The 12,235-nt window shown below is 70.8% G+C and carries 9 protein-coding genes; 4 read left to right on the top strand and 5 right to left on the bottom strand.

The features are described 5' to 3' along the window. The first annotated feature begins 11 nt into the window (after positions 1-11). Positions 12-1,235: an RNA-guided endonuclease InsQ/TnpB family protein gene (locus ABD329_RS09525; protein WP_198276747.1), complete on the top strand. Its 1,224-nt coding sequence runs from the start codon at positions 12-14 to the stop codon at positions 1,233-1,235. Between the two features lie 89 nt (positions 1,236-1,324). Here the strand turns inward: ABD329_RS09525 and ABD329_RS09520 are convergent, their stop codons facing one another. Together ABD329_RS09520 and ABD329_RS09515 are read right to left on the bottom strand one after the other, a co-directional pair. Continuing rightward, the gene (locus ABD329_RS09520; protein ID WP_198276746.1) at positions 1,325-1,726 is read right to left on the bottom strand and encodes a DUF3662 domain-containing protein; all 402 of its coding nucleotides are present in this window, start codon (positions 1,724-1,726) and stop codon (positions 1,325-1,327) included. A 56-nt stretch (positions 1,727-1,782) separates the two neighbouring features. Then, complete coding sequence (locus tag ABD329_RS09515) at positions 1,783-3,447, bottom strand: purple acid phosphatase family protein (protein ID WP_246618395.1); 1,665 nt, start codon at positions 3,445-3,447, stop codon at positions 1,783-1,785. A gap of 169 nt (positions 3,448-3,616) precedes the next feature. On the opposite strand from ABD329_RS09515, the gene ABD329_RS09510 reads away from it, so the two are divergent. Beyond that, positions 3,617-4,102 carry a MarR family winged helix-turn-helix transcriptional regulator gene (locus ABD329_RS09510; protein ID WP_198276745.1) on the top strand — a complete coding sequence of 162 codons (486 nt, stop codon included), beginning with the start codon at positions 3,617-3,619 and terminating at the stop codon, positions 4,100-4,102. Positions 4,103-4,108: 6 nt separating this feature from the next. Here the strand turns inward: ABD329_RS09510 and ABD329_RS09505 are convergent, their stop codons facing one another. Beyond that, positions 4,109-4,957 (bottom strand): hypothetical protein, encoded by an 849-nt coding sequence (locus tag ABD329_RS09505; RefSeq protein ID WP_198276744.1) that lies wholly within the window; start codon positions 4,955-4,957, stop codon positions 4,109-4,111. Between the two features lie 247 nt (positions 4,958-5,204). Between ABD329_RS09505 and ABD329_RS09500 the strand changes: the two genes are divergently transcribed. Beyond that, positions 5,205-5,795, top strand: a complete 591-nt coding sequence (locus ABD329_RS09500; protein WP_198276743.1) for a TetR/AcrR family transcriptional regulator — start codon at positions 5,205-5,207, stop codon at positions 5,793-5,795. Beyond that, positions 5,792-7,264: an MFS transporter gene (locus ABD329_RS09495; RefSeq protein WP_198276742.1), complete on the top strand. Its 1,473-nt coding sequence runs from the start codon at positions 5,792-5,794 to the stop codon at positions 7,262-7,264. Before ABD329_RS09500 ends, ABD329_RS09495 begins: the two co-directional genes overlap by 4 nt. Positions 7,265-7,314: 50 nt before the next feature. On the opposite strand, the gene ABD329_RS09490 is transcribed toward ABD329_RS09495, so the two are convergent. Together ABD329_RS09490 and dgoD are read right to left on the bottom strand one after the other, a co-directional pair. After that, positions 7,315-10,692: a pyruvate carboxylase gene (locus ABD329_RS09490; RefSeq protein ID WP_198276741.1), complete on the bottom strand. Its 3,378-nt coding sequence runs from the start codon at positions 10,690-10,692 to the stop codon at positions 7,315-7,317. 261 nt (positions 10,693-10,953) lie between these two features. After that, entirely contained in the window at positions 10,954-12,099 is a 1,146-nt protein-coding gene (gene dgoD / locus ABD329_RS09485; protein ID WP_198276740.1) for a galactonate dehydratase, read from the bottom strand. Positions 12,100-12,235: the final 136 nt, after the last annotated feature.

Here is a 12,235-nt window from a genome sequence, read left to right as displayed (position 1 = left end):
CGGTGGCTCTCATGCGGCTTCGGTACAGCTTTCGCCTGTACCCGGATCACGCCCAACGCGGCGCGTTGGCACGGGCATTCGGGTGCGCTCGCGTTGTGTTCAACGACGCCGTGCGCGCCCGCGAGGACGCCAGGGCGGCGGGAGGCCCGTTCCCGAAAGCGGGGGAGCTCTCCACGCGCCTGATCACCCAGGCCAAACAGACCAAGGCCCGCTCCTGGCTGGGCGAGGTCTCCGCGGTCGTGCTCCAGCAGTCGCTGCGCGATGCCGAGACGGCCTACAAGAACTTCTTCGCCTCCCTCAAGGGCGAGCGCAAGGGGCCCAAACTGGGGGCGCCGAGGTTGAAGTCCCGCAAGGATGCTCGGCAGTCGATCCGGTTCACCGCCAACGCCCGCTGGTCGGTCACCGGCAGCGGACGACTGAGCCTGCCGAAGATCGGGGCCGTCAAGGTGAAGTGGTCACGCATTCTGCCCACCGCCCCCACCTCCGTCACCGTGATCAAGGACGCGGCCGGGAGGTACTTCGCCTCTTTCGTCATCGACACCGACCCGGCTGCCGATGCCGCCCGGATGCCCCGCAGTGACCAGACCGTCGGCATCGACCTGGGACTGACGCACTTCGCGATCCTCGACGACGGCACGAAGATTGACTCTCCGCGGTTCTTGCGCCGCGCGGAGAAGAAGCTGAAGAAGGCCCAGCGGGAGCTGTCCCGCAAACAGAAGGGATCCAGGAACCGGGAGAAGGCCCGCCTGAAGGTCGCCCGCGCGCATGCCCACGTCGCCGACACGCGCCGCGAATTTCACCACCAGCTCTCCACGAGGCTGATCCGCGAGAACCAAGCCATCGGCGTGGAGGACCTGGCGGTGAACGCACTGGCACGCACCAGACTGGCCAAGAGTGTGCACGATGCGGGCTGGTCACAGTTCGTGGCCATGCTCGTCTACAAGGCCGACCGGTACGGACGCACCCTGATCAAGATCGGCAGGTTCGTGCCGACCAGTCAGACCTGCTCGTACTGCGGCCACGTGGACGGCCCCAAACCCCTCCATATCCGGGAATGGACCTGCCCCGCTTGCGAAGCCCTCCTCGACCGGGACATCAACTCTGCACGCAACGTGAAAAAGGCCGCCGGACTGGCGGTATCGGCCTGTGGAGCGCCGATAAGACCAGAACCCGTTCTGGCACAGCGCAACGAAGCAGGAAGCCACGGATTCCCTCCCGAAGCCCGTGCCGCGTAGCGGCACAGCAACGAGAGAGAAGGCCAGAATCCTCGGACTTCAGCCCGAGGAGCAAGTCAAGACCCCACCAACGTCCCCGGACAACACAACTAGGCCGTCGCGTCGGCGAACGTGTCGGCGCGGATATGGGTCATGGGCCGGCCCGCCACCCGGTACCTGCCGTTGGGCACCCGGTCGGACCGGGACACATGCACGGTGAGCGGGCCGGCCCACTCATAGCCCTTGTCCTCCGCGTGGCGCATCAGCTGATCCGTCAGCTCCTGCCCCACATGACAGCCACGCCGGGTGAGCTCCTCGTGGACCGCGTCGGCGAGCTCGACGTCATAGACGTTGGGCACGACCACCCGGTTCGGTCCGCACACCACGGTGTGGCTGTCGCATTCACGTTTCAGCGCGCCGAGGAGTTCGACGGGCTCGCCGCGGACCACCTTGGCGAGCAGCGATGCCTCCCAGCGCTCTATCGCCCGTTCCCATCGGTTCAGCGTCTGCATGCCCCTCCGCGTTCCCGAAACGGATCACCTCATGCCCTTGTCGGCGCAGCTCACCGTCATCGGCGCCGGTCACCGTCGCTACGGGTCCGCCGGAGCGTGAAGGTGTCCACGGGCTCGATACGGCCGTAGAGCCCGGTGACCGCGTAGTAGGTCACCGACATGGTGGTGGGGCCGCCCGGCTTGGTGCCGGGGTCGACGGTGAACGCGGCGAAGCCGTACGGGTTCACCCGGTCGCGCACCGCCGACCACGGGGCCGTCTCCGTCACATAGACCGGGGTCTTCCGGCCGTTCGCACCGGCTTCGCCGACCCCGGTGATGACATTGCACCGCGGGGTGTCGAACAGGACGTCCATCGACGGGATCGAGGTGCCACCGCCACCGATGACCATGTGCACGGTGCCCTCGCCGGTGTCCACCAGATCGGTACGGGTGGCGGCGGGGGTCGGCGTCATCGTGTCGTTGGGCTCCCGGCCGCGGATCGGGTGGGAGCGCTCGTAGTGGTGTTCATGGCCGCACACGACCAGGTCGACGCCGTAACGGTCGAAGAGCGGCAGCCACTCCTGCCGGATGCCGAGGTCGGCGCCGTTGCCCGGGTGGTCGGCCGTGGAGACGACCACCTGGTGCATGACGACCACGATCCAGTCGATGTCCCGGTCGCCCCGGGCCCGGCTGAGCTCGGCCTCCAGCCAGCGCCGCTGGGCACCGCCGGAGTAGCCCCGCACATAGGTGTTTCCGGCGTCCTGGAGGGCCACGTCGTCATTGGCCAGGCTCACGACGCGCACCGAGCCGACGGTGAAGGCGTACCACAGCCCCTGGGTCTCGTCGTCGCCGCCGTTGCCGGGCAGTGCGAAGTACGCCTGGTAGGCGGCGAATCCGATCGGCCCGTTGCCCAGCTCGTTCTCGTGGTTGCCGGCCGCGGGCATCCACGGCCGGAACCGGGCGGACCGGCTGGTCATGTCGAACCAGTCCGCCCAGGTGCGCAGCCGGTCCTCGGACAGATTGGCGTAGCACAGATCGCCGTTGATGAGGTGGAACAGCGGCGCGACCCGCTCGACGGCGGTGGTCACGTCGTTGGCGTACGGCGAGCCGAGGTTGTCGTTGAGATAGGTGAGCTTCTCGGTGATCTTCGGCGGCTTGGGCCCGTTCAGCTTGCCCACCGTGGGCGTGCCCTGGTCGCCGAAGCTGGTGAAGGTGAACGGTGCCCGGCCGCCCGGCCCGGTGCGGAACGACCCCGCCTCCGGCGTCGCCCCGTCGTGGACGGCGGCGTAGACGTAGTCGGTGCCGGGGCGCAGCCGGCTCAGCCGGGCGTGGTGGACATACATGCTCATGCGGGACTTGGCGTCGCGGTAGAAGGTGGTCCGCGCGGTGACCTCGGTGCCCATGCCATGGGCCGGGGTGCCAAGCATGACCCGCGGCCGTTTCACCGGCACCGGAGTCTGCCAGGACACCACGACCTCCCGGGCGGCGTCGGCCCCGAACTGGAGATGCGGCCCGCTCACCGGCGGCATCCCGGACCCCTCCGGCCGGGTCCACAGCACCGGCGAGGCGGCAACCGCCTCCTGCTGGGACAGATACGTGCCCGCACCGGCCGCCGCGGCACCCGCCACGCCCAGCAGCCCCCGGCGGCTCATCCGGGACGCGGTCGATGTGGTGGCCGCCGTCCGCGATCCGGTGGCCGAGGCTGCCGGTGCGGTGGCCGGGTTCTTCGGTGTCGTCGTCATGGGGCGAAGCTCCCACGCACCCGCCGTCGCCGGACACCGTGGCGCCGTGAACAGCGCGGCACGGCGGGCTACCGGTGGGCGACCGGACGGCGAACCCCGACAACCATCTCGGTGCACGGTGGCGGATGCGCGTTGCCAGGAGCGGTGGCGGCGCCGCACGCTGGTGTCCGTGAGCGATCGGGACGAGGAGCTGCGCGGTCTTGACGCGGTGCTGCAAGAGCTGCGCCACGCCCGCCACGGGCTGTACGGACCGCTGGTGCGGGAGCGCTTCCTGGGCGGGCTGCCCGCAGGTGTCACCCCGACCGGCTACCGGGTGCTGCGTTTCGTCGAGGCCAGCACCCCACCGCCGCCCACCGTGTCCGACATCGCCGCCCTGCTGCTGTCCGACCGGGCCCGCGCCGTGCGCGTCGTGGACCGGCTGGCGGCGGCGGGGCTGGTGACCCGGGTGCGGGACACCGTGGACCGGCGGATACGGAGGGTGGCGCTGACCGACACCGGGCGCCGCCATGTCGCCGTGGCGGCCGCCCGGCGGACCCGGCTGCTGGGCGAGGCCATCGCGGACTGGCCGGACGAGGACCTCGCGCGGCTGACGGACTACCTGGAGCGGCTCAACGCCTCCGTGGCCCGCCATCTGCCGGTGTCCGGCGATCGGTGACGCCGGCTACGACGTGGATGCCCGGAAGTTCCGGAACAGCAGATAGGTGTCGAGGATGTCCGACGAGGCGCTTTCGACCGAGCGGTAGATGCCCCACTTGGGGCGCTGGTAGTCGTCCTGGTCGGGCATCTTCACATTGGACATGCTGCCCTGGACCGCCACCGGGGCGCCGGACCCGGTGCCGTTGCGGGCCACGAAGCCCACCTTGGCCTTCGAGCCGACGGTGAACGTCCATTCGATGGTGATCCACTTGTTGCGCAGCGGCGAGAGGTTGGTCGAGGCGATGTCCGGTGAGCCGGAGTTGGCGTACGCACGGGCCCGCAGCGTCTCCGTGCTGCCGCTGCGGCCCAGGTCCAGGGTGATGTACGGACCGCCGTTGTCCACCGGGGTCTTGGTCTGGAAGATGTGGGTGAACTTGCTGGTGCCGTGCAGCGAGGTGGGCATGAACATCTCGTAGCTGAGGCTCCACGTCTCACCGTCGCGCATCTTCAGGGTGGAGCCGCCCTGCACCATGCCCTTGGACTCGGTGCGCTGGCGGTCGCCGCCACCGGTGGTGTCCCGGTCGTCCTTCCAGATGTTGAAGCGGTAGTGGTCACCACCCTCGACGATCACGTACTTCCGGTCGGGGTGGGCTCCGCCCCGGTCGGCCTCGATGCCCTCGAACGCCTTGAGCCCGTCGCTGGACGGGTCGGGATGCCAGAGCAACTGCGCGGCCGCGGCGCGCGAGGTGGCGGAGGCCGGGGTGGCGCCCGAGGTCAGCTGTCCGAGGGCGATCGGTGTTCCAACGGCTGCCGCGGCCATCGAACCGAGGACCCGGCGGCGGCTCAACGGGTGGGGAGGGGGGAGTTCTGCCATGGTCGTTGACTTCCTTCCTGATCCGGTAAAGGAGTGGCGTGCTCATGGCGCATCACGCAGATTGGACCGGACCAAAAGGACCGTCAAGGCGCACGGATGGTTCTTTACCCGAGAATTGGTTCAGATAGCTGAACAGAATCTGTCGCTTTCTGGTACATACGGCGGCATCTCCATCCCTTATTTTGAGCGATTGTTCGTTCTTATGAACTCGTAGACAGTGTCTACGCACATCTGGTAGACAGTGTCTATGGCTGAGCGCGAGCAGGACACGGGCCTCCGGTCCCGGTTGGTGGACGTCGGAGTGGAGCTGGTGGACGAGGAGGGGGCCGGGGCTCTCTCGCTGCGGGAGATCGCCCGTCGGGCCGGGGTGTCGCACGGGGCGCCGCGGCGGTACTTCCCGACGCATCTGTCCCTGCTGTCCGCCATCGCGCGCCGCGGCTTCGAGGGCCTGGCCGCCCAGGCCGGTGAGGCGATCGCCGCCCATGAGGGCGATCCGCGTGCGCAGTTGACGGCGCTGGCGCGGAGCTGGCTCGACTTCGCGCTGACCAACCGCGGCATGTTCGAGCTGATGTTCCGTCACGATCTGCTGGAGAGCGGGCACTTGGGCCTGCGGGAGACGAGCCTGCCGCTCTTCGCCATCCTCGTCGATCTGGTGGCCTGGGCGCGGCCGGACTCCGGCGCGGAGCCACGGATCGTCGCGGGCGCGCTGTGGGCGAATCTGCACGGCATCGCCCAACTGTGGGGCTGGGGCAGCCTTCAGCTCGCGGTGGGAGGCGACGATCCCGAGCCGCTGCTGCGGGCCGCGCTCGACGCCCACCTCGGCCCGGAGGCCCGATGAGCTCCCCGCGCGCACGGCACCTCACCCTCGTCGCCAGCGTCACCGGGGCCGTGATCGTCGCCCTGGACGGCACCGTGCTGACCGTCGCCCAGCCCCCGCTGCAACGCGACCTCCATGCCACCTTCGCCCAGGTCCAGTGGACCAGTACCGGATATCTGATCGCCGTGGCGAGTCTGCTGGTCTTCGCGGGCCGCCTTGGCGACCGCTACGGCCATCGGCGTGTCTTCGCCATCGGGATGCTGGGCTTCGGCGCCGCGTCGGCGGGCATCGGGTTCGCGGGCGGCATCGGCTGGGTGATCGGACTGCGGGTGGCCCAGGGGGTGTTCGGGGCGCTGCTGCAACCCGCCACCCTCGGGATGCTGCGGGCCGCGTATCCGCCCGACCGGCTCGGCAGGCCCGTCGCGGTGCGGACCGGGGCCATCGGGCTGGCGGCCGTGGCCGGTCCGCTGATCGGCGGGGCGCTGGCCACCCATCTGGGCTGGCGGGCGGTGTTCTTCGTCAATGTCGCGCCCGCGCTCGCCATGGGTCTGGCGGCACTCGCCGTACGGGGCCGGGCCCTGTCCCGCGAGAGCGCCGGGCCACGGCTCGATCTGCCCGGCGCCGCTCTGCTCGCGGTGGCGCTGGCCGGGCTGGTACACACGCTCGTCGGCATCCCCGAAACCGGCTGGACGACGGTGACCACGCTCGGGCCCGGGTGCGCCGTGGTGGCCGGAGGCGCCTTCGTACGGCATGAGCGCCGGACGCGGGATCCGCTGGTGCCACCGGGCGTGCTGCGGTCGGGCACCGCGGGCCCGGCGCTCGGTGTGCTGATGGCCGCTTCGGCCGCACTCTTCGGCGCGCTGTTCCTCGCCACGTACTACCTCCAGGGCGTGCTCGCGCTGGATCCGCTGGCCGGCGGGGTGCGGGCGCTGCCACTCGCGGTGATGATGGTGCTGGGCGCGCCGGTCGCGGCGGTGCTGACGCGCCGTCAGGGCCCCCGCCGGACGGCAGTGACGGGGATGGTTCTGGTGGCGGCCGGTGTGCTGCTGATGTCCCGTCTCGGCCGGGGCTCGGGCGCCGAGGCGATCGGTGGCTGCTTCCTCCTGCTGGGCGCGGGTTTCGCCACCGTGATGGTCACCGCGACCACCGCCCTCGTGCGGGACGCGTCCGTGGCCACCGCCGGGGTGGCGGGCGGGCTCCAGCAGACCGCCATGAACATCGGGCCCGCGCTGGGGGTCGCCGCCGCGACCACGCTGATGGGCGTGGCCGGACGGGGCGGCGCCACCGGGCGGCCACCCGGCGACGGACCGCGCTGGGCGGCCGATGTCTTCCTCTCGGCGATGGGACCGGCGCTGACGGTCCTCGCGGCCGTGGCCGCGGCCGGTGCGCTACTGGCCACGAGGCTGCCCGGCCGATCGGCGCCGCGGCGGCCCGAGGACCGGCCGGTGGAAGAGCTCCCGGACGAAACCGCCGCCACCGGCCACCCCTGACCCGAGGGCCGGGGGACCGGTGGCGGCGGCGTGTGGCAGGTGTGGTCGGCTCAGTTGAGGGCGACCAGCAGATCGCCGCCCTCCACCTGCTGGATCGCGTTGATGGCGATGCGCGACACCGTCCCGCTCTTCGGGGCCGCGATGGTGGCCTCCATCTTCATCGCCTCGATCGTGCCGATGGTGGCACCGGCCTCCACCTGATCGCCCTCGGCCACCGCAAGTGTCACCACACCCGCGAAGGGCGCCGCCACATGGCCGGGGTTGCTCCGGTCGGCCTTCTCGGTGGCCGGCACATCGGAGGCCGCCGAGGTGTCCCGCACCTGGACCGGGCGCAACTGGCCGTTCAGCGAGGCCATCACCGTGCGCATACCGCGCTCGTCGGCGTCGCCGATGGCCTCCAGCTCGATCAGCAGCCGGACACCGGGCTCGAGGTCCACCGTGTACTCGTGCCGCGGGCGCAGTCCGTAGAAGAAGTCCTTGCTGTCCAGCACGCTGGTGTCGCCATGGGCCTGCCGGTGCGCCTCGAACTCCTTGGTCGGGCCGGGGAACAGCAGCCGGTTCAGCGTGGCCCGCGGATCCTTCTCCAGCTGCTCCCGGTCCTCCGCGGACAGCTCCGCGGCCACCGGCTTGGCGGCGGCACGGCCCTCCAGCGCCTTGCCGCGGAACGGCTCGGGCCAGCCGCCCGGCGGATTGCCGAGCTCGCCGCGGAGGAACCCGATGACCGAGTCCGGGATGTCGTACCGGCCCGGCTCCGCCTCGAAGTCCTCCGGCGACACCCCCGCCCCCACCAGGTGCAGCGCGAGATCGCCGACCACCTTCGACGACGGGGTGACCTTCACCAGATGGCCCAGGATCCGGTCCGCGGCGGTGTACATCGCCTCGATGTCCTCGAAGCGGTCGCCGAGGCCGAGCGCGATGGCCTGGGTGCGCAGATTGGAGAGCTGACCACCGGGGATCTCGTGGTGGTACACCCGCCCGGTCGGCGAGGCGAGACCCGCCTCGAACGGTGCGTAGATCTTACGCACGGCCTCCCAGTACGGCTCCAGGCCGCCGATCGCCTCGAGGTCGAGCCCGGTCGGCCGGTCGGAGTGGTCGGTGGCGGCCACGATCGCCGACAGCGACGGCTGGGAGGTGGTGCCCGCCATGGAGGCCACCGCGCCGTCCACCGCGTCCGCACCGGCCTGGACCGCCGCGAGATAGGTGGCGAGCTGACCGCCCGCGGTGTCATGGGTGTGGATGTGCACCGGCAGGTCGAACTCCCGGCGCAGCGCGGAGACCAGCTTGGCCGCGGCCGGGGCGCGCAGCAGTCCCGCCATGTCCTTGATGGCCAGCACATGCGCGCCCGCGTCCACGATCTGCTCGGCGAGCCGCAGATAGTAGTCGAGGGTGTAGAGCCGCTCCGAGGGGTCGGACAGGTCGGAGGTGTAGCAGAGCGCCACCTCGGCAATGGCCGAGCCGGTCTCCCGCACCGCGTCGATCGCGGGCCGCATCTGCCCGATGTCGTTCAGCGCGTCGAAGATCCGGAAGATGTCGATCCCGGTGGCCGTGGCCTCCCGTACGAAGGAGGTGGTCACCTCGGTCGGGTACGGCGTGTAGCCCACGGTGTTGCGGCCGCGCAGCAGCATCTGGAGACAGATGTTGGGCACCGCCTCGCGCAGCTTGGCCAGCCGCTCCCAGGGGTCCTCGGCGAGGAAGCGCAGCGCCACGTCGTAGGTGGCCCCGCCCCAGCACTCGAGCGACAGCAGCTCCGGCACGGTCCGCGCCACCACCGGGGCCACGGCCAGCAGGTCCTTGCTGCGGACCCGGGTGGCCAGCAGCGACTGGTGCGCGTCCCGGAAGGTGGTGTCGGTGACACCGATGGTGGGCGACTCGCGCAGCCAGCGGGCGAAGCCCTCCGGGCCCAGCTCGGTGAGCCGCTGCTTGGAGCCGGCGGGCGGCTCGGTGTCCGGCACCGGGGGCAGCTTGGTGGTCGCGTCGATCAGATGGGGCCGCTCACCGTGGGGCTTGTTCACCGTGATGTCGGCGAGATAGGTGAGCAGCTTGGTGCCGCGGTCGGCGGAGTGACGCGCCGTCAGCAGATGCGGCCGCTGCTCGATGAACGACGTGGTGACCTGCCCGGCCCGGAAGTCCGGATCGTCCAGCACCGCCTGGAGGAAGGGGATGTTGGTGGACACCCCGCGGATGCGGAACTCGGCCACCGCGCGCCGGGCGCGGCCGACCGCGGTGGCGAAGTCCCGCCCCCGGCAGGTCAGCTTGACCAGCATCGAGTCGAAGTGCGCGCTGATCTCGGCACCGGCGTGGGTGGTGCCACCGTCCAGCCGGATGCCCGAGCCGCCCGGGGAGCGGTACGCGCTGATCATCCCGGTGTCCGGGCGGAAGCCGTTGGCCGGGTCCTCGGTGGTGATCCGGCACTGTAGCGCCGCACCCCGCAGATACACGGTGTCCTGGGCGAGGCCGAGGTCGGACAGCGTCTGACCGGCGGCGATCCGCAGCTGCGACTGGACGAGGTCCACATCGGTGATCTCCTCGGTCACCGTGTGCTCGACCTGGATCCGCGGATTCATCTCGATGAACACATGGCGGCCGTCGCGGTCGAGCAGGAACTCCACCGTACCGGCGTTGCGATAGCCGATCTCCCGGGCGAACTTCACCGCGTCCTCGCAGATCCGGGCCCGCAGCTCCGGATCGAGGTTGGGCGCGGGGGCCAGCTCGATCACCTTCTGGTGGCGCCGCTGCACCGAACAGTCGCGCTCGAACAGATGGATGACATCGCCCTGCCCGTCGGCGAGGATCTGCACCTCGATATGGCGGGGCTCCACCACCGCCTTCTCCAGGAAGACCGTGGAATCGCCGAAGGCGGACTCGGCCTCCCGCGCCGCCGCCTCGATGGACTCGCGCAGGGTCTCCCTGTTCTCGACCCGGCGCATCCCGCGCCCGCCACCACCGGCGACGGCCTTGACGAACACCGGGAAACCGAGCTCGTCCGCAGCCCGGACCAGCTCGTCCACATCGGTCGACGGCTCGGAGGAGCCCAGCACCGGCACCCCGGCCGCACGGGCCGCGGCCACCGCACGCGCCTTGTTACCGGTGAGCTCCAGGGTCTGCGCGCTGGGCCCCACGAACGTGATCCCCGCCTCCTCGCACGCGCGTGCGAGATCGGGGTTCTCGGACAGGAAACCGTATCCGGGGTACACCGCGTCCGCGCCCGCCTGGCGCGCCGCGTTGACGATCTCCTCGACGGAGAGATAGGCCCGCACCGGATGGCCCGGCTCACCGATCTCGTACGCCTCATCGGCCTTCAGCCGGTGCAGTGAGTTGCGGTCCTCGTGCGGGAACACGGCGACGGTTCTCGCGCCCAGCTCATAGCCGGCGCGGAAGGCGCGAATGGCGATCTCACCACGATTGGCGACCAGCACCTTGCGGAACATGCCCGATCCCTTCTACCTGCCCGTTACCAACACACACTTGACGGCGAACCCTACTGCCGCCTGCCACATGGCACGCCCGGGGTGTGATCGAGTTCTCGTGGATGACGGGCGACCTGGCATCCGGTCCTGGCATCCATGGTCGCCCGGGATACTCGGAGTGACCCTGTGACCGCGCCGGGTGGTGCCGCACAGGGAGCCGGAACTCCGCTTCAACCGGTCGAGAAGCCGGTTGAGCCCGGGGCCCCGCGGTCCGGGGGCCGCTCACCACTCGGCGAGCGAGCCGTCCGCGTGGCGCCACACCGGATTCCGCCAAGCGTGCCCACGGCGGTCGGCGGCGCGCACCGCGGCCTCGTCCACCTCGATCCCGAGCCCCGGGCGGTCGGTGCGCGAGAGCTGCCCGGCGGTGAACCGGAAGGGCTCCGGATCGGCCACGTAGTCCAGGAGTTCGGCGCCCTGGTTGTAGTGGATGCCGATGCTCTGCTCCTGGATGAGGAAGTTCGGGGTGGTGAAGGCGAGCTGGAGACTGGCGGCGAGCGCCACCGGTCCGAGCGGGCAGTGCGGGGCGAGCTGGGCGCCGTGGGGCTCGGCGAGGGCGGCGATGCGCCGCAGCTCGGAGATGCCGCCCGCATGCGAGATATCGGGCTGGAGGATGGCCACCCCGGCCCGCAGCGGGGCGATGAACTCGCGCCGCGAGTACAGGCGCTCACCGAGCGCGATGGGGATGGGGGAGGCGTTCACCAGGCCCGGGACGATGTCCATGTGCTCGGAGAGCACCGGCTCCTCGACGAACAGCGGCGCCGCCTCGGCGAGCAGCGGCAGCAGCCGCCGGGCGTTGGCGGGGGAGACCCGGCCGTGGAAGTCGAGGCCGAAGTCGCGGTCGTCGCCGAGGACCTCACGCGCGGTCTCGGCGCGGCGCACCGCGGCGCGTATCTCCGCGCGGGTGGCGACCGGGGTCATCCGGCCGCAGCCGTTCATCTTGACGGCGGTGAACCCCGCCTCGATCTGCGCGGTGAGCGCGTCGCGGATCTCCTCGGGCTCATCGCCGCCGATCCACGCGTAGGCGCGGATCCGCTCCCGCACCGGACCGCCGAGCAGCTGGTACACCGGCACGCCGTAGTGCTTGCCCTTGATGTCCCACAGCGCCTGGTCGAGCCCGGAGACGGCGCTGGAGAGGACCGGTCCGCCGCGGTAGAAGCCACCCTTGGTCATCACCTGCCAGTGGTCCTCGATCCGCATCGGGTCCTGGCCGATCAGATACTCCGTGAGCACCTCGACCGCGGCGCGGACCGGCTCGGCCCGCCCCTCGACCACCGGTTCGCCCCAGCCGACCACCCCCTCGTCGGTCTCCACCCGGACGAACATCCAGCGCGGCGGGGCCAGGAATGTCTCGATACGAGCGATCTTCACGGGTGGTGTCCTTCCCTGGGAGGGGCGCGGCTGCGAGAATAAACGATAAATAACGAGAACTTCGCCTGCCCTCGGGGCCGAAAAAGACCTTGTGTCACGCCATGGCGAGTTCCGGCGATTCCGCCCATCATGCCGC

This window comes from Streptomyces javensis, from assembly GCF_039525925.1.
Classification (GTDB): domain Bacteria; phylum Actinomycetota; class Actinomycetes; order Streptomycetales; family Streptomycetaceae; genus Streptomyces; species Streptomyces asiaticus.
The sequence above is the reverse complement of the archived record's forward strand: the minus strand, read 5'-3'. Positions and strand labels throughout refer to the sequence as shown.

Bases quoted from the DNA above. Each gene is read 5' to 3' on its own strand.
- ABD329_RS09520 (WP_198276746.1), bottom strand. From the start codon at position 1,726: ATGCAGACGCTGAACCGATGGGAACGGGCGATAGAGCGCTGGGAGGCA.
- ABD329_RS09515 (WP_246618395.1), bottom strand. From the start codon at position 3,447: ATGACGACGACACCGAAGAACCCGGCCACCGCACCGGCAGCCTCGGCC.
- ABD329_RS09490 (WP_198276741.1), bottom strand. From the start codon at position 10,692: ATGTTCCGCAAGGTGCTGGTCGCCAATCGTGGTGAGATCGCCATTCGC.
- ABD329_RS09525 (WP_198276747.1), top strand. From the start codon at position 12: ATGCGGCTTCGGTACAGCTTTCGCCTGTACCCGGATCACGCCCAACGC.
- ABD329_RS09495 (WP_198276742.1), top strand. From the start codon at position 5,792: ATGAGCTCCCCGCGCGCACGGCACCTCACCCTCGTCGCCAGCGTCACC.
- ABD329_RS09505 (WP_198276744.1), bottom strand. From the start codon at position 4,957: ATGGCAGAACTCCCCCCTCCCCACCCGTTGAGCCGCCGCCGGGTCCTC.
- ABD329_RS09500 (WP_198276743.1), top strand. From the start codon at position 5,205: ATGGCTGAGCGCGAGCAGGACACGGGCCTCCGGTCCCGGTTGGTGGAC.